The 22,287-nt window shown below is 71.9% G+C and carries 22 protein-coding genes and 1 pseudogene; 9 read left to right on the top strand and 14 right to left on the bottom strand.

The genetic code is table 11. From position 1 onward, the window contains the following. Positions 1 to 68: 68 nt before the first annotated feature. Entirely contained in the window at positions 69 to 398 is a 330-nt protein-coding gene (locus tag ABZU74_RS13845; protein WP_030330285.1) for a hypothetical protein, read from the bottom strand. A gap of 308 nt (positions 399 to 706) precedes the next feature. Here ABZU74_RS13845 and ABZU74_RS13840 point away from each other — a divergent pair, with 308 nt between their 5' ends. Together ABZU74_RS13840 and ABZU74_RS13835 are read left to right on the top strand one after the other, a co-directional pair. Next, complete coding sequence (locus tag ABZU74_RS13840; protein ID WP_355422641.1) at positions 707 to 1,198, top strand: DUF3145 domain-containing protein; 492 nt, start codon at positions 707 to 709, stop codon at positions 1,196 to 1,198. An 87-nt stretch (positions 1,199 to 1,285) separates the two neighbouring features. Then, on the top strand, positions 1,286 to 3,019 hold the full coding sequence (locus ABZU74_RS13835; protein ID WP_355422638.1) for a glycoside hydrolase family 3 N-terminal domain-containing protein: 1,734 nt from the start codon (positions 1,286 to 1,288) through the stop codon (positions 3,017 to 3,019). A gap of 30 nt (positions 3,020 to 3,049) precedes the next feature. Here the strand turns inward: ABZU74_RS13835 and ABZU74_RS13830 are convergent, their stop codons facing one another. After that, the gene (locus tag ABZU74_RS13830; RefSeq protein ID WP_355422635.1) at positions 3,050 to 3,718 is read right to left on the bottom strand and encodes a lipoprotein; all 669 of its coding nucleotides are present in this window, start codon (positions 3,716 to 3,718) and stop codon (positions 3,050 to 3,052) included. Positions 3,719 to 3,850: 132 nt separating this feature from the next. Here ABZU74_RS13830 and ABZU74_RS13825 point away from each other — a divergent pair, with 132 nt between their 5' ends. Continuing rightward, entirely contained in the window at positions 3,851 to 4,069 is a 219-nt protein-coding gene (locus ABZU74_RS13825; protein ID WP_112582579.1) for a hypothetical protein, read from the top strand. 50 nt (positions 4,070 to 4,119) lie between these two features. Here the strand turns inward: ABZU74_RS13825 and fabF are convergent, their stop codons facing one another. The 7 genes and pseudogenes from fabF to ABZU74_RS13790 form a co-directional block, all read right to left on the bottom strand. Beyond that, positions 4,120 to 5,346, bottom strand: coding sequence for a beta-ketoacyl-ACP synthase II (gene fabF, locus ABZU74_RS13820; RefSeq protein ID WP_355422632.1), 1,227 nt, complete (start codon positions 5,344 to 5,346; stop codon positions 4,120 to 4,122). A 2-nt stretch (positions 5,347 to 5,348) separates the two neighbouring features. Then, positions 5,349 to 5,588, bottom strand: coding sequence for an acyl carrier protein (locus ABZU74_RS13815; protein WP_030330276.1), 240 nt, complete (start codon positions 5,586 to 5,588; stop codon positions 5,349 to 5,351). Between the two features lie 85 nt (positions 5,589 to 5,673). Then, complete coding sequence (locus tag ABZU74_RS13810; RefSeq protein WP_091409280.1) at positions 5,674 to 6,618, bottom strand: beta-ketoacyl-ACP synthase III; 945 nt, start codon at positions 6,616 to 6,618, stop codon at positions 5,674 to 5,676. Positions 6,619 to 6,632: 14 nt separating this feature from the next. Next, positions 6,633 to 7,541: pseudogene (locus ABZU74_RS13805) on the bottom strand (ACP S-malonyltransferase); the annotation flags it as partial. A gap of 78 nt (positions 7,542 to 7,619) precedes the next feature. Beyond that, the gene (locus tag ABZU74_RS13800; protein WP_355422629.1) at positions 7,620 to 8,921 is read right to left on the bottom strand and encodes a helix-turn-helix domain-containing protein; all 1,302 of its coding nucleotides are present in this window, start codon (positions 8,919 to 8,921) and stop codon (positions 7,620 to 7,622) included. Positions 8,922 to 8,951: 30 nt separating this feature from the next. After that, complete coding sequence (locus tag ABZU74_RS13795) at positions 8,952 to 9,635, bottom strand: response regulator transcription factor (protein ID WP_355422626.1); 684 nt, start codon at positions 9,633 to 9,635, stop codon at positions 8,952 to 8,954. Further along, positions 9,632 to 10,813, bottom strand: a complete 1,182-nt coding sequence (locus ABZU74_RS13790; protein ID WP_355422624.1) for a histidine kinase — start codon at positions 10,811 to 10,813, stop codon at positions 9,632 to 9,634. Before ABZU74_RS13790 ends, ABZU74_RS13795 begins: the two co-directional genes overlap by 4 nt. 119 nt (positions 10,814 to 10,932) lie before the next feature. Here ABZU74_RS13790 and pyrE point away from each other — a divergent pair, with 119 nt between their 5' ends. Together pyrE and ABZU74_RS13780 are read left to right on the top strand one after the other, a co-directional pair. After that, on the top strand, positions 10,933 to 11,475 hold the full coding sequence (gene pyrE, locus ABZU74_RS13785; RefSeq protein WP_355422621.1) for an orotate phosphoribosyltransferase: 543 nt from the start codon (positions 10,933 to 10,935) through the stop codon (positions 11,473 to 11,475). 213 nt (positions 11,476 to 11,688) lie between these two features. Continuing rightward, complete coding sequence (locus ABZU74_RS13780) at positions 11,689 to 12,012, top strand: hypothetical protein (protein WP_355422618.1); 324 nt, start codon at positions 11,689 to 11,691, stop codon at positions 12,010 to 12,012. Between the two features lie 56 nt (positions 12,013 to 12,068). Here the strand turns inward: ABZU74_RS13780 and ABZU74_RS13775 are convergent, their stop codons facing one another. Further along, the gene (locus tag ABZU74_RS13775) at positions 12,069 to 12,719 is read right to left on the bottom strand and encodes a hypothetical protein (RefSeq protein ID WP_355422615.1); all 651 of its coding nucleotides are present in this window, start codon (positions 12,717 to 12,719) and stop codon (positions 12,069 to 12,071) included. A 252-nt stretch (positions 12,720 to 12,971) separates the two neighbouring features. Here ABZU74_RS13775 and ABZU74_RS13770 point away from each other — a divergent pair, with 252 nt between their 5' ends. After that, positions 12,972 to 13,577 carry a copper resistance CopC family protein gene (locus ABZU74_RS13770; RefSeq protein WP_355422612.1) on the top strand — a complete coding sequence of 202 codons (606 nt, stop codon included), beginning with the start codon at positions 12,972 to 12,974 and terminating at the stop codon, positions 13,575 to 13,577. A 171-nt stretch (positions 13,578 to 13,748) separates the two neighbouring features. On the opposite strand, the gene gltX is transcribed toward ABZU74_RS13770, so the two are convergent. The 3 genes from gltX to ABZU74_RS13755 are packed head-to-tail and all read right to left on the bottom strand — an operon-like array spanning position 13,749 to position 17,833. Continuing rightward, positions 13,749 to 15,158, bottom strand: coding sequence for a glutamate--tRNA ligase (gene gltX, locus ABZU74_RS13765; protein ID WP_355422610.1), 1,410 nt, complete (start codon positions 15,156 to 15,158; stop codon positions 13,749 to 13,751). A 51-nt stretch (positions 15,159 to 15,209) separates the two neighbouring features. Then, positions 15,210 to 16,487, bottom strand: a complete 1,278-nt coding sequence (locus ABZU74_RS13760; RefSeq protein WP_355422607.1) for an MFS transporter — start codon at positions 16,485 to 16,487, stop codon at positions 15,210 to 15,212. After that, the gene (locus ABZU74_RS13755) at positions 16,484 to 17,833 is read right to left on the bottom strand and encodes a GH1 family beta-glucosidase (protein WP_355422604.1); all 1,350 of its coding nucleotides are present in this window, start codon (positions 17,831 to 17,833) and stop codon (positions 16,484 to 16,486) included. Before ABZU74_RS13755 ends, ABZU74_RS13760 begins: the two co-directional genes overlap by 4 nt. A gap of 188 nt (positions 17,834 to 18,021) precedes the next feature. On the opposite strand from ABZU74_RS13755, the gene ABZU74_RS13750 reads away from it, so the two are divergent. Beyond that, complete coding sequence (locus ABZU74_RS13750; RefSeq protein ID WP_112582592.1) at positions 18,022 to 18,468, top strand: SRPBCC domain-containing protein; 447 nt, start codon at positions 18,022 to 18,024, stop codon at positions 18,466 to 18,468. Positions 18,469 to 18,602: 134 nt separating this feature from the next. Here the strand turns inward: ABZU74_RS13750 and aceE are convergent, their stop codons facing one another. After that, complete coding sequence (aceE, locus tag ABZU74_RS13745; protein WP_355422600.1) at positions 18,603 to 21,341, bottom strand: pyruvate dehydrogenase (acetyl-transferring), homodimeric type; 2,739 nt, start codon at positions 21,339 to 21,341, stop codon at positions 18,603 to 18,605. Between the two features lie 178 nt (positions 21,342 to 21,519). Here aceE and ABZU74_RS13740 point away from each other — a divergent pair, with 178 nt between their 5' ends. Both ABZU74_RS13740 and ABZU74_RS13735 read left to right on the top strand, forming a co-directional pair. Beyond that, positions 21,520 to 21,714: a hypothetical protein gene (locus ABZU74_RS13740; RefSeq protein WP_355422597.1), complete on the top strand. Its 195-nt coding sequence runs from the start codon at positions 21,520 to 21,522 to the stop codon at positions 21,712 to 21,714. Positions 21,715 to 21,795: 81 nt separating this feature from the next. Next, complete coding sequence (locus ABZU74_RS13735) at positions 21,796 to 22,200, top strand: YjbQ family protein (protein ID WP_355422594.1); 405 nt, start codon at positions 21,796 to 21,798, stop codon at positions 22,198 to 22,200. Positions 22,201 to 22,287: the final 87 nt, after the last annotated feature.

Below are 22,287 nucleotides of genomic sequence, written 5' to 3'. Positions count from 1 at the left end.
CGTGGACATGCGAAACCGCCCGCCGGGAACTCCCGACGGGCGGTTTCAGTGGTGCGGTGGGGGAGGGCTCAGCCCTCGAAGACGCCGGCCGCGACCAGGCGCTTCTCGGTGGCCTCCCAGCCGTCACCCGGGTGGGTGGCAGCCAGGTTGTTGATCTCCGCCCGGATCTTGGCGGCGTGGCCGGCGGCGGCCAGCACGCGGATCTCCTCGACGAAGGCGTCGGAGTCCGTGCGCAGGTGCGCGGTCTTGCCGTTGGTCAGGTTCCGCACGTAGGCGTGCTTGCCGCCGTTGAGCGGGATGAGGTACTTGAACTCGCCCAGCACGCTGAGGGCGCCACCCTGGCCAGCCTGGCCGGCCCGGACGGACGCGCGCGCGGTCTTAGAGGTGTTGCTCGCCACGGAGGTACTCCTTGCAAGACGTACGGGAGGACTGGACGTCCGGGGGCTGTGTGCGGGTCGTACGTGACTCGGCCCGCGAAGGTGTAACGCGGCATAAGCCGCCGGTGGAACTGTACAGGACCACGACATCATGCTGGTCGTCGCGGTGTCCTGAGAGGCAACGGCGACCACCCGTCCGGCTATTCCACCCGGCGTTTTTTCCGATTCTCTGGCGCACCACGCGTCACAGGAGTCATCATGTGTTGCAGCAGCCACCTGGGTGGACGAGGTCGTAGGGGAAGACGCACCTCGCTCTCCGGGAGGTCACCGTGCCAACGCGTGGCGTCGTATACGTCCACTCGACCCCGCTCGCCGTGTGCTCACACGTCGAGTGGGCGATCGCGCGCGTCCTAGCCGCGCCGGTCAACCTGCAGTGGACGGCTCAGCCCGTCGACCCCGGCGCACGCCGGGCCGAGTGCGGGTGGACCGGTCGTCCGGGAACGGGCGCCGAGCTGGCTGCTGCCCTACGGCAGTGGCCCATGATCCGTTTCGAGGTCACCGAGGAGCCGAGTGCCGGTGCCGACGGCGAACGCTTCATGTACGTGCCGGCCCGTGGCCTGTTCCGGGCAACCGTCGGCGTGGCCGGCGACATCCAGCTCGGCGAGGACCGACTTCGGGCGCTGATGGCGGCCTCCCGGGCCCCGGAGGCGCTGGCGCACGCCCTCGACAAGGCGCTCGGCACGGCGTGGGACGCTGACCTGGAGCCCTACCGGTACGCCGGCGACGGCGCCCCGGTGACCTTGCTCACTCGGGTCGGCTGACCCGACCGACGGGCCGCTGGCCGTACGCCGTCCAGCCGGTGACGACCGGTAAGGTCAAGTTGCCCCGATAAGGGAGAAGCTGGTGGGATGGGCGGCGTGTCGAATCGCCCGTGGCGCGCCCGTGTCGCTGTCGCCGCCCTGACCGCCCTGCTCGTCTCCGGCTGCACGGGCGGCTCGCCCCGCCCCGCTCCGACGCCCAGCCCGGCCGCCCAGTCCGCCGGCCCGAGCGTCCCGGCCGCGCCGCCGGCCGGCGACCCCGCCAGCCGCGCCGCTGCGCTGGTGGCGACGCTCTCCGACGAGGACCTGGTCGGCCAGGTGCTGATGCCGTACGCCTACGGCGACTCGGCGACGAAGGTCTCCGCCGGCTCGGCGGCCGGTAACCAGGCCCTCGCCGGGGTCGACACCCCCGCCGACATGATCGCCAAGTACCGCCTGGGTGGCCTGATCCTGGTCGGCTTCAGCGCCGACGACCCGACCAAGGGCAACCAGGAGACCACGAACGTCGACAACCCCAAGCAGGTGCACGAGCTCACCACCGGGCTGCGTACCGCCGCCGGTCGGCTCGCCGCCGGTCCCGCGCCGCTGCTGATCGGCACCGACCAGGAGTACGGCGTCGTCACCCGGGTGACCGACGGGGTCACCGTGCTGCCCAGCGCCCTCGCGGCCGGCGCGGCCGGTGACCCGAAGCTCACCGAGGCCGCCTGGCGGGCCGCCGGCGCCGAGTTGGCCGCGATGGGCATCAACATCGACTTCGCTCCGGTGGCCGACGTACTGGCCACCCGCAGCACCGTGATCGGCTCCCGGTCGTACGGTGCCGACCCGAAGCAGGCCGCCACGCAGGTGGGCGGCGCGGTCCGGGGCCTCCAGGCAGCCGGGGTCGCGGCCACCCTCAAGCACTTCCCCGGGCACGGCCACAGCGCCGACGACTCGCACCAGGACCTTCCCGTGCTCACCCAGTCCGCCGCGGCGTTGCAGAGCGGCGCGTGGCCGCCGTTCACCGCCGGGATGGACGCGGGGGCGATGGCAGTGATGTCCGGTCACCTGGACGCGCGCGCGATCGACCCGGGGACCCCGGCGACGTTCTCGCACAAGCTGCTCACCGACGTGCTGCGCGGCCAGCTCGGCTTCAAGGGCGTGGTGATCACCGACGGGATGAACATGCCGCCCGCGAAGCGCTGGGCTCCCGGGGAGGCGGCCGTCCGGGCGCTCAACGCCGGTAACGACCTCATCCTGATGACCCCGAACGTCGGTCAGGCGTACGACGGGTTGCTCGCCGCGCTGCGCGGCGGATCGCTGCCCCGGCCCCGGCTGGTCGAGGCGGTCACCCGGGTGCTGACCATGAAGTTCCAGCTCGCGCAGGTGCCGGCGGCGCAGATGTCCACGCTGAACACCCCGGAGCACCGGGCGGCCGCCGACGCGCTGGCCGCCGCCGCCGTCACAGTGCTGCGGGGTGCCTGCGGCGGCGCGGTACGCGGGCCGGTCACCGTCACCTCGTCCGGCGGCCGGGACGGCACCCGAGCCACCCTCACCGCCGCGTTGACCGCCGCCGGGGTGCAGGTCAAGCCCAGCGGCGGCACCGTCGTGCACCTGGTGGGCTACGGCGACGGCGCCAAGGACCTGCGCCCGGACGCCGCGGTCACGGTCGCCATGGACACCCCGTACGTGCTGGCCGACGCCAAGTCACCGACGCTGCTGGCCACGTACTCGTCCAGTCGGGCGTCGATGACCGGCCTGGCCGCCGTGCTCGCCGGCAAGGCCCGCCCGGTCGGCCGGTCCCCGGTGACAGTGCCCGGACTGCCCGCCACGACCTGTCGCACCTGACCGGCCGGCGCGGACAGGTCGACGCCCACGTCACTCGCCCTTCGCGAGACCTCGCACCGCGAGCCGGTACGCCGGCAGCACGTCGGTCCGCTCGGTGATCAGCCCCTCGTTGACAGCGAAGACAAGCGTCTGCCCGGCCGACTGGACGGCCAGCGCCCAGTTGCGCGACTCCTCCTCGACCAGCGGGTTGGTGGCGATCCAGGTCATCTCGGTGGCGTCGAAGCCGCCGGCGCGGACGTCGCGGAACTGTGCGCCGGCGACCGTCTCGCCGGCCCCGGCGGCGAAACCCTCCAGCGCGACGCGCGGCGTGACAGTCGGCGAGTCCGCAGCCCAGATCCGCAGGAATCCGCCGCCGGCCGAGCGGCCGTCCACCTCGCAGCGCACTGTGGTGCCGCCGCGCTTGGTGAACGCCTCGCCGACCAGTTCGGCCAGCTCACCTTTGGGCGGCTCGATGGCCTTGGCCGTCCACCCGTCGGCCAGCGGAAACGACACCGGCACCGGGCAGGGGGAACCCGTGCCGCCGGTGGTGCCGCCGGGCGACGCCGGGGCCACCTCGTCGTACCAGGGCTCGCCGGTGGCCTGCGGGGCCGGGCTGCCGGCCGCGGGCCCGGCGGGAGCGTCTGCGTCGTCGCCGCAGCCGGCCAGCAGGCCGAGGGTGAGTGCCGCCGCCGACACGGCGAAGCGGGTACGAGTGTCCATGGTGGTGATCCCCGTCAGTCGATCTTCAGTCGGCCCATCTAAGCCGTGGGGTCTCCCGACGTCAATCCGGATTGCGGCCCCCACGTCCGAAACCGGTCGCCGCGCCCCCGATCGGTCTGACAGCCTCCTCCCATGGGAGCGGCAGCAGGATTCCGGCACGTGCAACGGGCAGACGGCACTGTGGTGATCACCCACCACGGACGGGTCGCCGGCACGCTGCGCGGCGCTCGGGCCGCGGAGTTCCTGGCCGAGGTCGATGACGACCCGCAGTTGGTGATGGCCCGCTGGACCGGCAACTACCGCCACGGCAACGAGCGCACCGCGAAACAGCACCCCCGCAACCGGGGCTGAACGACGCAAGGGCCCCTCCTCGACAAGAGGAGGGGCCCTTGCGGAGGATCTCAGGGACGGGCGAAGACGAGCGCCACGTTGTGGCCGCCGAAGCCGAACGCGTTGTTCAACGCGGCCGGGATCTCCATGTGGCGGGCCTTGTGCGCGGCGACATCCAGGGTGAGGCCTGGCTCCGGGTCGTCGAGGTTGATCGTCGGAGGGACGACGCTGTCGCGGATCGCCAGGATGGTGGCGATCGACTCCAACGCGCCGGCCGCACCGAGCAGGTGACCCGTCATCGACTTCGTCGCGGACAGCACCGGGTGGTCGCCGAGCGCCTTGTGCAGCCCGCCGATCTCCAGCATGTCCCCGACCGGGGTCGAGGTGGCGTGCGCGTTGACGTGCACGATGTCCCGCTTCGCCACGTCCGCGTCGGCGATCGCCTTGGCGATGGCCCGGATGGCGCCCTCGCCCTCGGCGTGCGGCTGCACGATGTCGTACGCGTCGGAGGTGATGCCGGCGCCGGCGAGGCGCGCGTAGACCCGGGCGCCCCGGGCCGCGGCGTGCTCGGCCCGCTCCAGCACCACGATGCCGGCGCCTTCGCCGAGGACGAAGCCGTCCCGGCCCCGGTCCCACGGGCGGGAGGCCCGCTCCGGGTCGTCGTTGCGGGTCGACATGGCCCGCATCGAGCTGAAGCCGGCGATCGGCAGCGGGTGGATGACCGCTTCGGTGCCGCCGGCCACCACCACGTCGGCCCGGCCGGAGCGGATGATGTCCAGACCGAGGGCGATCGCCTCCGCGCCGGTGGCGCAGGCGCTGGCCACCGAGTGCACGCCGGCCTTGGCTCCCAGCTCCAGCCCGACCCAGGCGGCCGGACCGTTCGGCATCAGCATGGGGATGGTGTGCGGGGACACCCGCCGTGGCCCGGAGGCCTCCAGGATGTCGTCCTGTGCGAGCAGGGTGGTGGCACCGCCGATACCGGAGCCGACGCTGACGGCCAACCGCTCCCCGTCGAGGTCGGAGCCGGCGAGGCCGGCGTCCGCCCAGGCCTGCTGCGCCGCGATGATCGCGATCGCCTCGGAACGGTCCAGGCGGCGTAGGCGGACCCGGTCCAGCACCTCGGACGGCTCCACGGCCAGCTGGGCGGCGATCCGGACCGGCAGTTGCTCGGCCCACTCCTGGGTGAGGGCACTCACCCCGGAGCGGCCGGCGAGCATGGCGTCCCAGGTCGACGCGACGTCCCCGCCAAGCGGGGTCGTCGCGCCGAGCCCGGTGACGACGACGTCAGGACGAGTCATGATCAGGACTGCGCCGCGATGTAGCTGACAGCGTCGCCGACGGTCTTGAGGTTCTGCACCTCGTTGTCCGGGATCTTGACGCCGAACTTCTCCTCGGCCGCGACCACGACCTCCACCATGGAGAGCGAGTCGACATCGAGGTCGTCGGTGAAGGACTTCCCCTCGGCCACGTCGTCCGGGTTCACCCCGGCAACCTCTTCGAGGATCTCGGCGAGGCCGGTGGTGATCTCGTCACGGGTCATTGCGGTGGGTTCCTTTCATCGGGGTTCTCCGGCGGCCGGCGTCGCCGACCGCCGCTCCTGGACGCGTACGCGCCCGAGGGGGTCATCAGGGGCAGCGGACGACCTGACCGGCGTAGGTCAGGCCACCGCCGAAGCCGAACAGCAGCACCGGCGCACCCGAGGGCACCTCCCGGCGCTCGACCAGCTTGGACAGGGCCAGCGGCACGCTCGCCGCGGAGGTGTTGCCGGACTCGACGATGTCCTTCGCGATGATCGCGTCGGGGATGTTGAGCCGCTTGGCGATGCCGTCGATGATCCGGGCGTTGGCCTGGTGCGGCACGAATGCGGCCAGCTCCGACGGGTCGACCCCGGCCCGCTCGCAGGCCTGCAGCGCCAGTGGCGCGATCGCGGTGGTGGCCCAGCGGAACACCGCCTGGCCCTCCTGCTGGATGTACGGGCGCCAGCCCTCGATGCGCACCGCGTCGCTCTTGTCCGGCACCGAACCCCAGACGACCGGGCCGATCCCGGTCGGTTCGTCGTCGGCGGTGGCGGAGACCACAGCGGCGCCGGCCCCGTCCGCGAAGATGATGCAGGTGGAGCGGTCGGTCCAGTCGGTGAAGTCGGACAGCTTCTCGGCGCCGATGACGATCGCGTTGCGCGACGCCCCGGCCCGGATGGCGTGGTCGACGGTGCCCAGCGCGTAGGCGAAGCCCGAGCAGGCGGTGTTGAGGTCGAACGCGCCCGGAGCGGTGATGCCCAGCTTGGCGGCGACCCGGCAGGCCACGTTCGGGCTGCGGTCGATGGAGGAGCAGGTGGCGACCACGACCAGGTCGATGTCGGCGGCGGTCAGACCCGAGTTGGCCAGTGCCTTGCCAGCGGCCGCGGCGGCCATGTCGGCGACCGTCTCGCTGTCGGCGATCCGCCGGCTGACGATGCCGACCCGGTCGCGAATCCACTCGTCGTTGGTGTCGACGAGTTGGGCGATGTCGTCGTTGGTCACCACCCGGGAAGGCTGGTAGTGCCCCATCGAGACGATGCGACTGCCAGTCATGAACGACCTCCGATACGGGCGATCAGGTCCCGTGCGGCCGGCAGGTCGTCCGGGGTGTTGAGGGTGACGATCTCCGGGGCGCCGTCGCCCTTGAGTTCCCGCTTGACCAGGCCGGCGAGGGTGCCGGCCGGGGGCAGCTCGATCACGCCGGTGACCCCGAGGTCGGCCAGCGTACGCATGCACAGGTCCCAGCGCACCGGCGCGGTGACCTGACGGACGAGGCGCTGCACCATGGCCGCGCCGTCGTCGACCGCGGTGCCGTCGAGGTTCGACAGCAGGGTCCGGGCCGGGTCGGCGGGGGTGATCCCGGCGGCCTCAGCGGCGAGCGCGGTCTCGGCCGGGGCCATGTACGGCGTGTGGAACGCGCCGGCCACCTGGAGCCGGATGACCCGGGTCCGGGCGGGCGGCGCGGCGGCGAGCTTGTCGAGCCCGTCCAGGGCGCCAGCGGCGACGATCTGCCCGGCGCCGTTGCGGTTGGCCGGGTAGAGCCCGTTCGCCTCGATCGCGGCGATCACCTCGTCGGGGTCACCGCCGAGCACCGCGGCCATTCCGGTCGGCTCCAGCGCGCACGCGGCGGCCATCTCCCGGCCGCGGACGCCGGCCAGGGTGATCGCGGCGTCGGCCGACAGCACACCGGCCAGGGCGGCGGCACCCAACTCGCCGACGCTGTGCCCGGCGGTGAGCGCGACGCCGTCCAGCGGCAGGTGCTCGGCCGCGAGCAACGCCGCGGCGACCAGCAACGGCTGGGTGCGGGCGGTGTCCTTGATCTCGTCGGCGTCGGCGGCGGTGCCCAGGTGCAGCAGGTCGACCCCGGCCAACGCCGACCACTCGCGCAGTCGCGCCTCAGTGCCGGGCAGGTCGAGCCAGGGGGTCAGGAAGCCGGGTTTCTGAGAACCCTGGCCGGGACTAAGTACGGCGAGCACGCCTATGACTCTCCCGGATAATGGCGGGTAACGCGGTGCCGCCTTCGACCAAACCACACTAGGACCTTTGGAGGTTTCCTACAAAGATCGGCGGGAATCATCCTCGGTTTGGGCGGGTTTCCGGGTGGCTGGGGTGATTGTCTGAGTTGAGACCGCCGAGGCGAGCGGGGCGACCGGATCCAACCGGCCCACCGTCAACGCGACCTGAAGGGCGAACGCGTCACGCGGCGACAGCGGCGAGAAGCCGGTCACCTCGGCGATCCGGCGCAACCGGTAACGCACCGTGTTCGGGTGCACGAACAACGCCCGGGCCGCGCTCTCCAACGTGCCGCCGGCGGCCAGGAAGGCGTCCAGGGTCGCCAGCAGTTCCCCGCCGGCGCGCACAAGTGTCGCGTACACATCGTGACGAAGCCGCCGACGGGCCTCCGCGTCGCCGGCGAGGGCCCGCTCCGGCAGCAGGTCCGCAGCCGGCACCGGCCGCGGCGCGCCGGGCCAGGCCGGCGCGGCCCGAAAGCCGGAGAGCGCGGCCCGCGCCGACTCGGTCGCCTCGTCCAGGCTCGGTACGGCGGGACCAACCACCACCGGGCCGTCCCCGAACGCGCTCAGCAGCTTCGCCGTGGCGGTCAGCGGGTCTGGTGCGCCGCCCAGCACGATCACCAGCCGGTCGCCGTGGACGCCACCAATCACCTCCACGCCGATCCGCCGGGCCTGCCGGTAGACCACGTGCAGCACCGCGGAGACCTCGCCGCCGGGCGACCGACCGACCGCCACCGCCACCGGCGGTGCGTCCGCCCAGCCGAGCGCCGCAGCCCGACTGGCCAGGACGTCCGGCGAGTCACCGCGCAGCAGCGCGTCGACAAGCAGCGCCTGCAACCGGGCGTCCCAGGCGCCGCGCGACTCGGCGGCCCGCGCGTACACCCGGGCGGCGGAGAACGCGATCTCCCGGGAGAAGCGCAGCACCGCCTCGCGGAGCTGCTGCTCCTCGCCCTCGGCGGCCAGGTGCGTCACCTGCTCCTCGACCACGTCGATCGTCACCTTGATCAACGCCACGGTCTGCTGGAGGGTGATCGACCGGGCCAGCGCCTGCGGGGCGGCGGCGAAGACCTCGTCCGAGACCTCCTGGGTGCTGTCCGCCGTACCGCCGCCCTCGCGCAGCCACTGCACCAGCGACCTCGCGCCCGCCTGGGCGACGAGCATCACCCAGGAACGCTGGTCGGCCGGCAGCGCCCGGAACCAGGGCAGCGTCTCGTCCATCCGGGCCACGCTGGAGGTGGCCAACGCCCCCGCCGATCGTTCGATCCGACGCAGCGTGGCCGACAGCTCCCCACCGCCCGGCGTGCTCACCGCCCTAGCCTGACACGTCGTGAGCAGGCCAACCACGCCGGCACCGGTCGGCACGGTGAGCCCGGCTCACGGGGGCGGAGGAGCGGGCAGGCCGACCTCCTGGGCCAGGATCGCCGCCTGCACCCGGCTGCGCAGGTCCAGCTTGGCGAGGATCCGGCTCACGTGGGTCTTTGTGGTGCTCTCCGCCAGCACCAGCCGATCGGCGATCTGCTGGTTGGACAGGCCCAACCCGAGGCAGGCCAGCACATCGCGCTCGCGCGGGGTGAGGGTGCTCAGCGCGGCCCGTACGTCCGCGGACGCGCCCGGCGCGGTGGCCGCGAACGCGGTGATCAGCCGGCGGGTCACCGTGGGCGCGATGAACCCGTCGCCCCGCGCCACCGTCCGCACCGCGCTGATCAGGCCGTCGGCGTCGGTGTCCTTGAGCAGAAACCCGGCCGCGCCGGCCCGCAACGCTCCGAAGACGTACTCGTCGAGGTCGAAGGTGGTGAGCACCAGCACGTCGGCGAGCCCGTCGCTGACGATCGCCCGGGTCGCGGAGATCCCGTCCCGGTGCGGCATCCGCACATCCAGCACCGCCACGTCGGGACGCAACTCCCGGCACAGGCGCACCGCGGCGTCGCCGTCGGCCGCCTCGCCGACCACCTCGACGCCCGGTGAGCTGTTCAGAATCAGGGCCAGCCCGGCCCGTACCGCCGACTGGTCGTCGGCGAGCACCACCCGTACCGTCGCGGTGTCCGCCGGCCCGGTCACCCGCCCTCCCCGGTGGGCAGGGCCGCCCGCACCTGCCAGCGGCCGTCGTGCGGCCCGGCGGTGAACCGGCCGGACAGCAGGGTGGCCCGCTCCCGCATGCCGATCAGCCCGGCCCCGGCGCCCGGCAGCCCGGTTCCGCCCCGACGGACCGGGTTCTCCAGAGTCAGCACCACCTCGGCCGGCCGGTACGCGATCGTCAGCTCCGCCTCACCCGTACCGTGCTTGAGCGCGTTCGTCAGCGACTCCTGCACGATCCGGTACGCGGCGAGGTCCACCCCCACCGGCAGCGCGCCCGGCGTGCCATCGGTGCGGACCCGCACCGCGAGGCCGGCCGCCCGGACCCGCTCGACCAGCCCGTCCGCCTCGGCCAGCCGCGCGGTGACCACCTCCGGCGTACCCGATCCACCGCTGGTTCCGGGCTCCCGCAACACCTCGATCATCTGCCGCATCTCCGCCAGCCCCTGCACGCTGCTCTCCCGGATCACCCGCAACGCCGACTCCACCTGACCGCGATCCAACCCGGCCACGGACAGCACCGCGGTGGCGTGAATGGCCACCGCGCTCAGGTGGTTCGCGACCACGTCGTGCAGCTCCCGGGCCATCCGGGCCCGCTCGGCGCTGACCGCCTGCCGACGGTCCAACTCGACCAGCCGGGCGGTCTGCTCGGCCCGGGCCCGCTCGGCGGCGGCCTGGTCGCGGTACTGCCGCACACTGATGCCGGTGAGCACCGGCAGCAGCCCGACGAGCACCACCAGCACCCCGAGCGCCGCCCCGCGCCGGCCGTACCCGAGCAGGCCGACGACCACCCCGATCAGGCTCAGCGCCACGATGATCCGCAGCAACCACCGCCACAGCCGGGGCGGGCCGTACACGCAGGCGTCGTAGAGCACCTGCGTGTAGATCAGGACCGTGCCCAGCGAACTGCCCAGCACCGTGTCGACCACCAGCGCGCCGGTCCCCACGGCCAGGCTGGCCCGCGGTGCGACCCGCCGCAGGCCGACGGCGACGCAGACAGCGAGCAACGGCGGCAGGAACAGCGCCGACGGCACGTCCGCGCCCGTACGGACCTGCGGTTGCCAACCCAGCGCGTAGAGCACCAGGCCGCCGGCCAACGACGCGCCGGCCAGCACGAGGTCACGGCCGAGGGTGCCGGAGTCGAGCCACGGTGGCGGACGCATGCCCCGATCCCACCACAGCCCGCGCCCGCCGAACTCCGACCGGGGGAGGAGCTCGACCGCACCGCCATGCGCCGAAAGGGGTACCCGGACCATTCCACACCAGCCCGATAATGATCACCATGACCGATGTGGAGGCCCTGGCCGCGCTGGCTCGCGAGATCGACACCACCTGCCGACTGACCGGCACGTTCGTGCTCCGCTCCGGACGGACCGCCGACGAGTACTTCGACAAGTACCGCTTCGAGGCCGATCCCCGTCTGCTGGACCGGGTGGCCGCCCAACTGGCGCTCCTGGTCCCGACCGACACCGAGGTGCTGGCCGGGTTGGAGATGGGCGGTATTCCAGTGGTCACCGCGCTCGGTCGGCACACCGGGCTGCCCTGCGCCTTCGTCCGCAAGAGCGCCAAGGCGTACGGGACGGCCCGGCTGGCCGAGGGGGCGGAGCTGATCGGTCGACGGGTGCTGGTGGTCGAGGACGTGGTCACCTCCGGTGGTCAGGTGGTCATCTCCACCGAGCAACTACGCGATCTGGGTGCCCGGGTGGAGCACGCTCTCTGCGTGATCGACCGGGCCGAGGGCGGGGCGCAGGCGCTCGCCCGTCATGGCGTGACACTGCGGGCGCTGTTCACCCGGGCCGACCTGGAAGCTCACCGCACCCGCTGAGCGCCGGACCGCCCCGCCACCGAGCACCACGGTGAACGGCACGGAAAGGACCTGTGAACTGCGTAACCGGGTCCCGCGCTCAGCGGCGCCTTCGAGGACCGGCCGGTCCGGACCCCGGGTACGCTGCGCGCGGCCCGTCGGTCCCGGCCAGTACGGTGACAGGGCACCTCGGGGAGAGCACCCGAGGGTGGGACGAGCGTGAGGAGACCGGGGATGGCGCACGGGGAGGCCGAGCACGGCTGCGCCCAGGGCGAGCCTTGCCGACCGGGGCACCACGACCCGCAGGCGGCTGGCAAGCACCGCCGGGCGGCCGGCGGCGCACCATCGCACCCGGTGGATCCGCTCTCCGGCCGGGCCGATGAGGACATCCCGCGTCAGCGCTCCGCCGAGCCCGCCGGTCTCGCCGAGCCCGACTCGGACGTGCCCACTGGTTGCCTCAGTGAACTTCCCGGCTGGGCTGGGGCGCATCGGCACGGCGCGGTCCGGCCGCGTCCACGGGCCACCCGACGGGAGCGCCCACCGCGTCGCTGGTGCTGATCACCGCCGACGCACCCGCTGATCAGTGCGTGCGTCGGGTCAGTGCGTGCGTCGGGTCAGCGCGTACGGCGGCGGATCAGCAGGGCGATCCCGGCGAGGCCGACAGTGATGGTCAGCATCACGCCGACGTTGAGCAGCAGCAGGCGTTGCAGGTCGCCGAGCGCCTCGTCAAGGTCCTTCGCCGGGTCGAGCGTGTCCTCCGGGAGCACCCGTTCGCCGCCGCCCGCACCGCCGCTGACCGTGTCGAACTGCCGCTCCAGCGGCACACCCGCGGTACGCAGGGTCTCGGACATGCTGAGCCGACCCAGGAACCAGCCGGCGGTGGTCTTGCGGCCGTCCGGCTGCTTCGCCGGCCGGTAGACGCGGGGGCCGCCGATCGCCTTGGGATAGAGGTCGTAGGTCTGTTTCGGCGTGTCGCCGGCGAGCACCACGACCGTGTACTTCGGACCGAGGTTGGCCGCTTTCGGACCGGTCGGCATGCCGGTGCGAGCGAGGAAGTTGACCTGGTCGATGACCGCGCCCACGAGGGCGGGTTCCTTGTCCGCGTGCATTCGCAGCGGCGCGGACAGCCCCGTGCCGGTGATGTCCACTCCGGCGGGTGCCGGCTTCGGCGCCGCCGAGGCCGAGCCGGCGGTGCCCAGCGACAGCAGTGCCGCCGCCAGCGTGCCCGCCAACACGGCGGCCAACCGCCTCATGTGTCGGACCATCCCGTCTCCTCGCCCCGTTCGATGGATGGCTTCGTCGTGACGTCCGGACCGATCTGCCGGTGCGGCATGGACCAGATGGTCGCGTCCACTCCTACAGACTCCGCAGAACGTCGATGAGTTGCAGCATTCGGAACAGTAATTGGAACTATCTGCGATCTCTGCTCGACTAATGAGGAGCCGTTTGATCAGCGGGCGGATCGTACCCTTACGGAGGGGTTCATGGGGGGCAGGGTTACACGTACGGTGCGGGTCATGCCAGTGGTGCTCGGCGTGGCGTTCGGTGTGTCGTTTTTGGCGCCGGCGACACCGGCCGCCGCCCACAACGAGCTGACCGGCAGCAACCCGCGCAACGGCGCCCGCGTCGCGACGGCGCCCGCCCGGATCGAGCTGCGGTTCCTCGCCAAGCCGTCACCGGCTACGACGAAGATCACAATAACTGGACCGGACAATGTGGTCGCCGGCGGGAGTCCCGCGTTCGACGGCAGTCGGGTACGGGTGCCGTTCACGCCGGCCGCCGCGGGGCTCTACATCGTCGGCTACCAGCTCGCGTCGTCCGACGGGCATCCGGTGAAGGGCGAGGTGCGGTTCACCCTCACCACCGGCACCGCCGCCGACCCGTCCGCTTCGCCGCCGGCCGCCGCCAGCACCAGCCCGGCCGGGTCGCCGTCGGCCGTCGGCGCACCCTCCGCCGGGCCCGCGTCGGCGACGCCCGGCAGCTCGACGGCCGCAACGGTGCCGGCGGCGTCGGAGCGGTCCGACTCCGGCAATCGCTGGTGGCTCTGGCCGGTCGGCGGCCTGGTCCTGCTCGCCGCCCTCGCGGCCGGCCTCGTGTTCCGCCGCCGGCGACGGGTTCGATGACCCTCTGATGCCCACCGCTCCCGGTGGGTCAGGTGCGCGAGTCATCCTTTGCTCTGCACCCGCGGATGCGACGGCTACGGTCTGCGACCGGTGCCTATTGGGGTGCAGAGCAAAGGCGGGTGATGCGGAGTTACGCCGGCGACGCGCTCGTGACGCGTCGACGGGCGACAGTCAGACCAGGCGCAGGCGGGCGGCGCGGATCCGGGTCAGGGTGCGCTCGCGACCGAGCACCTCCAGCGACTCGAACAGCGGCAGACCCACGGTGCGGCCGGTGACCGCCACCCGCACCGGCGCCTGCGTCTTGCCGAGCTTGAGGCCCCGCTCGGCGCCGACCGCCTCCAGCGTCGACTTCAGCGACTCGGCGTCCCAGGAATCCAGCGCCTCGAACGCCGCGACGGCGTCGTCCAGCAGCTCGGCGGAGCCGTCCTTCATCGTCTTGGTCCAGGCGGCCTCGTCGATCAGTGGCGAGGCCAGGAAGAGGAAGTCGACGTTCGGCACGATCTCGCTGAGCACCGCGATGCGCGTCTGGGCCAGCGGCGCCACGGCGGCGAACGCGTCGGCGTCGAACTCCTCCGGCTGCCACGGCGGCGGCGCGATGGTCCCGGTGCCGGTCAGCCAGGGCTGGCAGGCGTCGATGAAGTCGGCCACCGGCAGCGCGCGAATGTACTCACCGTTGAACGCGCGCAGCTTCTTCTCGTCGAAGAACGCGGAGGAGAGGTTGACCTCGTCCAGCCGGAACTCGTCCTCGATCACCGACCAGGGGACGATCTCCCGGTCGCCGGAGGGGGCCCAGCCGAGCAGCATGAGGTAGTTGCGCATCGCGCCGGCGAGGTAACCCTCGTCGCGGTACGCCTCCAGGGCGACCTTGTCCCGGCGCTTGGAGAGCTTCTGCCGCTTCTCGTTGACCACCACCGGCACGTGCGCCCAGACCGGCGGCTTGACCCCGAGAGCTTCCCAGAGCAGCTGCTGCTTGGGGGTGTTGGGCAGGTGTTCCTCGGCCCGGATCACGTGGGTGATCCCCATGGTCATGTCGTCGACGACGTTGGCCAGCAGGAAGACCGGCGAGCCGTCGCCCCGGGCGATGACGAAGTCCTCGATGAGCTTGTTCTCGAACGTGGGCTCACCGCGGATCAGGTCGACCACCACCGTCGTGCCCTCGTCCGGCGTACGGAAGCGCAGCGCGTGCCCCGGGCCCGGGCCGAGGCCACGGTCGCGGTGGTAGCCGTCGTAGCCCTGGTACTGCGAGCCGGTGCGGGCCTGCACGTCCTCACGGGTGCAGTCGCAGTAGTAGGCGCGGCCGGAGTCGTAGAGGCGGGCGGCGGCGGCGCGGTGCTCGCCCGCGTTCGCCGACTGGAAGTACGGGCCCTCATAGCTGCCCCGGGAGATCCCGATCCAGTCCAGCGCGGAGAGGATGCCCTCGGTCCATTCGGGCTTGTTGCGCGCCGCGTCGGTGTCCTCGATGCGCAGCACGAACACGCCGCCCTGCTGCTTGGCGTAGATCCAGTTCTGCAGCGCCGAGCGGGCGCCGCCGACGTGGAACATACCGGTCGGGGAAGGGGCGAAGCGCACACGTACTGTCACGTCCCCCAGCCTACGGCGGTACGCGACTGCTTTCCGCCACGGCCCCCTGGCTCAAGCGACTGAGCGGATCTTGACGACCAGGGCGCTGCCGAGCAGGGTGACCACGGCGGTGACCGCGTAGAGCGTGGGATAGCCGCCCAGGTAGACCACGAGCGGGGCGGAGAGCGCCGGGCCGAGCACCTGCGGCGCCGAGTTGGCGATGTTGATGACGCCCAGGTCCTTGGCCCGGTCGGTGGCCCGGGGCAGCACCTGCGTGATCAACGCGGCGTCCACCGAGAGGTAGACGCCGTAGCCGGCGCCGAGCAGCATTGCCGCGACGATGGCCATCGGCCAGACCGGCGCGACCGCGAGCAGCAACGCCGCCACCGCCATGATCAGCCCGGAAACGATCACGTAGATCTTGCGCCGGCCGGAACGGTCGGACATCCGGCCGGCGACCACAGCGGTCAGCATCATCCCGAGCGTGTAGAGCAGGATCAGCACCAGCAGGCCGCCCTCGGGATCGGGGTGGCGCACCCCGTCGCTGAGGAAGTACAGCAGGTAGAGGGTGCCCAGCGCGTTGCCCAACTGGACCAGGAACCGGGTGATCCAGGCCCAGGCGAAATCCGGGTGCCGCCGAGGGCTGATCCACATCGAGGCCAGCAGCGCCCGCGTCCGGATCACCGGCCGATGGGTACGCGGCAGCGGTTCGTCGGGGGTGAGCAGCGCGAACGGCAGCGACAGCAGCAGAATGGCCACGGCGATGGCCAGATAGCCGGCGGCGTTGCCGGTGACCACTGCGGTGACCAGCACCGCGCCGAGCACCAGCCCGAGCGCCTGCGGGATGCCCACCCAACCGGAGACCCCGCCGCGCTGGCGCACCGGCACCCGGTCCGGGATGGCCGCGGCGAGGCTGGCCAGCATCGCGTTGAAGCAGACCTGCGCGGCGACCCAGCCGAGGGCGACCCCGAGGATGGTCCGCTGCTGGGCCAGCAGCACCAGGGCCGCCGCGCCCAGCACGGCCCCGCCCGCCGTCCAGACGTGGCGACGACCGAGTTCGCGGCCGGCGATCCGCAGGCAGGTCCGGTCGGAGAGCGCGCCCGCCAGGGGGTTGGCCAGCACCGCGGCCAGCGCACCGAGGCCGGTGACCACGGCCAGCATGTTCTCCTTGTCGCCGGGCGCGATCTGCTCGATCTGCTGCGGCAGCAGCACCTGGATGGGCGTGAAGAACGCCATCCACACGCCGAGGTTGGCCGCGAAGATCAAACCGATCCAGCCGCGCCGCACCGGCACCGTCGGCTCGGCGAGCGCCGCCGGCAGCGACGCCGGCGACGGGTCGAGGGTGGTCACCGCGCCGACCCCGGCCGGCTGGCCGCGATCACGTCCCGCAACCAGGTGTACGACGACTTCGGCGTACGGGTCTGGGTGGCGTAGTCGACGTGCACCAGACCGAAGCGCTTGGTGAACCCCTCGGCCCACTCCCAGTTGTCCAGCAGCGACCAGACGAAGTACCCGCGCACGTCCACCCCGTCGTCGATGGCGGCCCGGACGGCGCGCAGGTGCCCGTCGAGGTACGCAATCCGCTCCGGGTCGGTCACCTGCACGTCGGCGTCGGGTGTGTCGTCGTACGCGCAGCCGCTCTCGGTGATCTCGATGGGCGGCAGTGCCTCGCCGTACGTGTCGCGCAGCCAGCCGAGCAGTTCGCGCAACCCGTCGGGGGCCACCGGCCAGTCGAAGGCGGTACGCGGGTAGCCGTCCAGCGGGACCAGGTCGAACGGCAGGGGCGAGCCCTCCTCGGCGGCCCGTACACCGGTGGGGTTGTAGTAGTTGACCCCGAGCACGTCGACAGGCGCGGCGATCGTGTCGAGGTCGCCGGGGTGGATGACGCTCGCGTCGAAGCCGGGCAGGTCCGGGTAGCCCCGGCCGAGCAGTGGATCGGTGAAGAGCCGGTTGTGCAGCGCCTCGTACGCCGCCCCGGCGGCCCGGTCGGCGTCGCTGTCGCCGAGCACCCGCACCGGCGAGTAGTTGTTGGCGATCGCCACCGGGCTGGCGGTGTGGGCCCGCAGCGCGGCGACAGCGAGCCCGTGCCCGAGCAGTTGGTGGTGGGCGACCGGGAAGGCGTCGAACAGCAGCATCCGGCCGGGGGCGTGCTCGCCCAGGCCGTAGCCGAGGCTCATGTGGATGAACGGCTCGTTCAGGGTGATCCAGAGCCGGACCCGGTCGCCGAGCCGGGCGGCGGTCTTCTCGGCGTACTCGGCGAACCGGGCGGCGGTGTCGCGGTGCAGCCAGCCGCCGGCGTCTTCGAGGGGTTGCGGCAGGTCCCAGTGGTAGAGGGTGGCCACCGGGTCGACGCCGACGGTCAGCAACTCGTCCACCAGTCGGTCGTAGAAGTTCAGGCCGGCCGGGTTGGTCGGGCCGGCGCCGGTGGGTTGGACCCGGGGCCAGGCGATGGAGAACCGGTACGCCGAGACGCCCAGGCCGGCCAGCAGCGCCACGTCCTCGGCGTGCCGGTGGTAGTGGTCGCAGGCCACCTCGCCGCTGCTGCCGTCGCTGATCCGCCCGGGGGAGCGCGCGAACGTGTCCCAGATGGACGGACCTCGGCCGTCGGCCGACGCGGCGCCCTCGATCTGGTGGGCCGATGTGGAGACGCCCCAGCGGAAGCCGGTGGGGAACTGGGGCATCGGTGCGGTCGACATGCGCCCTCCCGGTCAACGTGAAACGTGCTCGGGACTTTAGGGCGCTCTCGATGAATGCGCCATAGGCCGGCCTGGCGCAATGCGCAATGGTTGATCGGCGTGTCTTTTTCCGAACCCGTCCAGGTAAGTCCGATTTAGCGCATAGAGTGCCGATATCGTGGGATGTCCTCACCGGAGGAAAGACGGAAATGATCCTCGTGGAACGCAGTGCGCACGTGGCGGCGCCAATTGAAGTGGTCTGGGATGTCGTACAGCGGGCCGAGCAGTTGCCGGCATGGCTGGCCGGGGTCCGCGCGGCCGAAGTGCTCTCGGGAGAGGGCTTCGGGCGACGACAGCTGGTCCAGGCGGGACGCGGCTCGGCGCATGAGGCCGAGGTGATCGCCTACCAGGAGCCGACGCTGATCGGCTGGCGGGAGCGGGCCAAGGGTGCCGGTGCTCGTGCGGAGGCGCGCACCGAAATCTACGTCCAGCTCACCGGAGACGAGGAGGAGGGCGGGACCATCGTGCGCCTCATCGTGGTCCGCTGGCCAGCCGGACCGGTCAAGGCGGCCCTGCTACGCCTCGGACTGCGTCGGGTCGGCGCCGACCTGGAGGACTCGCTGGCCCGGCTCACCGACCTGGCCGCCGTCGGCTGACGAGCGCCCATCCTCCCGGCGTCACCCGCGACGGCGGTGGTCCGGATCCCCGCCAGGGCCCCCGGACCACCGCCGCTCCGTACACCGAAAAGGGCCCGGCGCGGATGCGCCGGGCCCTGCTCAGTGGTGCGGTGTCAGCTGTCGCCGCCGGTCTCGCCGACCGGGGCGGCGTTGACGTCGTCGATCGCGTACTTCTTGGCGGCCTCGGCCGGCACCGTGGTCGCCACCGCGCCGCTGCGGGCGAGCTGCCGCAGCGTGGCCACCACGATCGACTCCGCGTCGACGTGGAAGTGCCGGCGCAGCGCGTGCCGGGTGTCCGACATCCCGAAGCCGTCGGTGCCCAGCGACGTGTAGTCGCCGGGTACCCAGCGGGCGATCAGGTCCGGTACGGCACGCATCCAGTCGCTGACCGCGACCTTCGGCCCGTCCGCGTCGGCCAGCTTCTGCGCGATGTACGGCACCTTGGCCTCGGCGCCCGGGTTGAGCAGGTTGTACTCCTCGGTCTCCACCGCGTCGCGACGCAGCTCGGTCCAGGAGGTCACCGACCACACGTCGGCGGCCACGCCCCAATCCTGGGCGAGCAGCTGCTGGGCCTTGAGCGCCCACTGCATGCCGGTGCCGGAGGCGAGCACGTTGGCCTTCGGGCCGTCGACCTGCGGTGCCGGGGAGTAGCGGTAGATGCCCTTGAGCAGGCCCTCCACGTCCACCCCGGCCGGCTCGGCCGGCTGCAGGATCGGCTCGTTGTAGACCGTCAGGTAGTAGAAGACGTTCTCCTGCGCGTCCCCGTACATCCGGTGCAGGCCGGCTTCCATGATGTGCGCGATCTCGAAGGAGAACGCCGGGTCGTACGCGACCACTGCCGGGTTGGTGGCGGCGATCAGCATCGAGTGGCCGTCCTCGTGCTGCAGGCCCTCACCGTTGAGCGTCGTCCGACCGGCGGTGGCGCCGAGCAGGAAGCCCCGTGCCATCTGGTCAGCCGCCGCCCACAGCCCGTCGGCGGTCCGCTGGAACCCGAACATCGAGTAGAAGATGTACATCGGGATCATCGGCTCGTCGTGGGTGGCGTACGCCGAGCCCGCGGCGGTGAACGAGGCGACCGAACCGGCCTCGTTGATGCCCTCGTGCAGAATCTGCCCGGTCGTCGACTCCTTGTACGACAGGAACAGCTCCCGGTCGACCGAGGTGTAGCGCTGGCCGTGCGGCGAGTAGATCTTCGCGGTCGGGAAGATCGAGTCGAGGCCGAAGGTGCGGGCCTCGTCCGGGATGATCGGCACCCAGCGCTTGCCGAACTCCTTGTCCTTCATGACGTCCTTGAGCAGGCGGACGAAGGCCATCGTGGTGGCCACCTTCTGCTTGCCCGAGCCGCGCTTGACGTCGGCGAACCGCTCCGGACCGGGGATGGTCAGCCGCTTGGTGCTGGTCCGCCGCGACGGCAGGTAGCCGCCGAGCTGCTCGCGGCGCTCCTTCAGGTACGCCAGCTCCTCGGACTTCTCACCCGGGTGGTAGTACGGCGGCAGGTAGGGGTTGTCCTCCAGCGCCTTGTCCGGGATGTCCAGGTAGAGCCGGTCGCGGAAGGTCTTCAAGTCCTCCAGCGTCAGCTTCTTCATCTGGTGGGTCGCGTTGCGGCCCTCGAAGTGCGAGCCGAGCGTCCAGCCCTTGATCGTCTTCGCCAGGATGACCGTCGGCTGACCGGTGTGCTCGGTGGCCGCCTTGTAGGCCGCGTAGAGCTTGCGGTAGTCGTGCCCACCCCGCTTGAGGTTCCAGATCTCGTCGTCGCTCAGCGGCTCGACCATCTTGCGGGTCCGGGCGTCCCGGCCGAAGAAGTGCTCCCGCACGTACGCGCCCGACTCCGCCTTGTAGGTCTGGTAGTCGCCGTCGGTAGTGGTGTTCATCAGGTTGACCAACGCGCCATCGGTGTCCGCGGCGAGCAGCGGGTCCCACTCACGACCCCAGACAACCTTGATCACGTTCCAGCCGGCGCCCCGGAAGAACGCCTCCAGCTCCTGCATGACCTTGCCGTTGCCCCGGACCGGGCCGTCCAGCCGCTGCAGGTTGCAGTTGATCACGAAGGTGAGGTTGTCCAGCTCCTCGCGGGCGGCCACGCCGATGGCGCCGAGCGTCTCCGGCTCGTCCATCTCACCGTCGCCGAGAAACGCCCAGACGTGCTGCTGGGAGGTGTCCTTGATGCCGCGGTGCTGCAGGTACCGGTTGAACCGGGCCTGGTAGATCGCGTTCAGACCGCCGAGGCCCATCGAGACGGTGGGGAACTCCCAGAAGTCCGGCATCAGCCGAGGGTGCGGGTACGAGGGCAGCCCACCACCGGGGTGCGACAGCTCCTGGCGGAACCCGTCGAGCTGGTGCTCGCTGAGCCGCCCCTCCAGGAACGCCCGCGCGTACATGCCGGGGGATGCGTGGCCCTGGTAGAAGATGTGGTCGCCACCGCCCGGGTGGTTCTTGCCCCGGAAGAAGTGGTTGAAGCCCACCTCGTAGAGCGACGCCGAGCTGGCGAAGGTGGAGATGTGCCCGCCGACGCCGATCTCCGGGCGCTGCGCCCGGTGCACCAGCATGGCGGCGTTCCACCGGACGTACGCCCGGATCCGCCGCTCGACGTGCTCGTCACCCGGGAACCAGGGCTCGCGCTCGGACGGGATGGTGTTGATGTAATCGGTGGTGGTCAGGGGCGGAACCCCGACCTGGCGCTCACGGGCCCGCTCCAGCAGGCGCAGCATGACGTAGCGGGCGCGTTTGGCGCCGCGTTCGTCGATGACACCGTCAAGCGACTCGACCCATTCGCTTGTCTCGTCAGGGTCGATGTCCGGAAGCTGGCTCGGTAGGCCGTCGCTGATCACCGGGCGCTTGCGTTCCGTAGCCACAGGCGTTCCCTCGGTTGTGTGTGGGATAGGTCTCTAGCGCCATCCTGCCCCCTGGTGGCACCCCTCGTCACGTCTAGGTCCCCCCGACGCGATGCTGAACACAGGTACTCGTCGGTAACTTAGCGCGACGACCGGATGGAACCTGAGCGGTTTGACCGTCACTCCTACCGTCACCACCATGAACGGACGCCATGTCGCTGTCGCTGCGAGCATGATCGTTGTCGGTGCGGTCGGCTTGGTCATCGGTGCGGTCGCCCTCGCCGCCGGCAGCCTGCCGATGGTGGGGCTGGTGGCCATCGGCGCCCTGGTGGCAGCGCTCGGCGCGGCCCTGCTGCTGGACACGATCCGCGCGGCCCGGCTGAGCGTGCGGTGACTCCGGCGGCGGCTGGTCCGGCGGCGGCGACTCCGGCGGCGGTGGCGGCTCCTGACCTCACCCTGCGGCAGAATGCGACGTATGCGCAGCGACGTGATCACCGTCCAGACCGGGTCCCGGCCGACCGTCCGGGACATCACCGCGGAGGCCCAGCAGTTCGTCTCGGGCGAGGGCGACGGCCTGCTGCACGTCTTCGTGCCGCACGCCACCGCCGGTCTGGCGATCATCGAGACCGGGTCGGGCTCTGACGACGACCTGCTCAGCGCGCTGGCCGACCTGCTCCCCGCCGAGGACCGCTGGCGGCACCGACACGGATCGCCCGGCCACGGGCGCGACCACGTGCTGCCGGCGTTCATCCCGCCGTACGCCACGCTGCCGGTGCTCGGCGGCCGGCTGGCGCTGGGCACCTGGCAGTCGATCTGCCTCGTCGACACCAACGGCGACAACCCAACCCGCCAGGTCCGCTTCTCCTTCCTCCCCGGCTGACCGCCCGTCCGCCCCCGCCACTTCTCGGCGATCTCGCACTAGCTGTCCCCGCATAGCGGGCACCCCCACTCATGCCGGCAACCGAAA

This window comes from Micromonospora sp. NPDC005171 (assembly GCF_040608575.1).
GTDB lineage: Bacteria > Actinomycetota > Actinomycetes > Mycobacteriales > Micromonosporaceae > Micromonospora.
This window is presented reverse-complemented; position numbering and strand designations above follow the sequence as displayed.

Coding starts and splice junctions, on each gene's coding strand:
- ABZU74_RS13830 (WP_355422635.1), bottom strand. CDS start 3,718: ATGGACACTCGTACCCGCTTCGCCGTGTCGGCGGCGGCACTCACCCTC.
- ABZU74_RS13825 (WP_112582579.1), top strand. CDS start 3,851: ATGGGAGCGGCAGCAGGATTCCGGCACGTGCAACGGGCAGACGGCACT.
- pyrE (WP_355422621.1), top strand. CDS start 10,933: ATGACCGATGTGGAGGCCCTGGCCGCGCTGGCTCGCGAGATCGACACC.
- ABZU74_RS13735 (WP_355422594.1), top strand. CDS start 21,796: ATGCGCAGCGACGTGATCACCGTCCAGACCGGGTCCCGGCCGACCGTC.
- ABZU74_RS13770 (WP_355422612.1), top strand. CDS start 12,972: ATGCCAGTGGTGCTCGGCGTGGCGTTCGGTGTGTCGTTTTTGGCGCCG.
- ABZU74_RS13775 (WP_355422615.1), bottom strand. CDS start 12,719: ATGGTCCGACACATGAGGCGGTTGGCCGCCGTGTTGGCGGGCACGCTG.
- ABZU74_RS13810 (WP_091409280.1), bottom strand. CDS start 6,618: ATGACTGGCAGTCGCATCGTCTCGATGGGGCACTACCAGCCTTCCCGG.
- ABZU74_RS13790 (WP_355422624.1), bottom strand. CDS start 10,813: ATGCGTCCGCCACCGTGGCTCGACTCCGGCACCCTCGGCCGTGACCTC.
- ABZU74_RS13740 (WP_355422597.1), top strand. CDS start 21,520: ATGAACGGACGCCATGTCGCTGTCGCTGCGAGCATGATCGTTGTCGGT.
- ABZU74_RS13750 (WP_112582592.1), top strand. CDS start 18,022: ATGATCCTCGTGGAACGCAGTGCGCACGTGGCGGCGCCAATTGAAGTG.
- ABZU74_RS13835 (WP_355422638.1), top strand. CDS start 1,286: ATGGGCGGCGTGTCGAATCGCCCGTGGCGCGCCCGTGTCGCTGTCGCC.
- ABZU74_RS13815 (WP_030330276.1), bottom strand. CDS start 5,588: ATGACCCGTGACGAGATCACCACCGGCCTCGCCGAGATCCTCGAAGAG.
- ABZU74_RS13755 (WP_355422604.1), bottom strand. CDS start 17,833: ATGTCGACCGCACCGATGCCCCAGTTCCCCACCGGCTTCCGCTGGGGC.
- fabF (WP_355422632.1), bottom strand. CDS start 5,346: ATGACTCGTCCTGACGTCGTCGTCACCGGGCTCGGCGCGACGACCCCG.
- ABZU74_RS13780 (WP_355422618.1), top strand. CDS start 11,689: ATGGCGCACGGGGAGGCCGAGCACGGCTGCGCCCAGGGCGAGCCTTGC.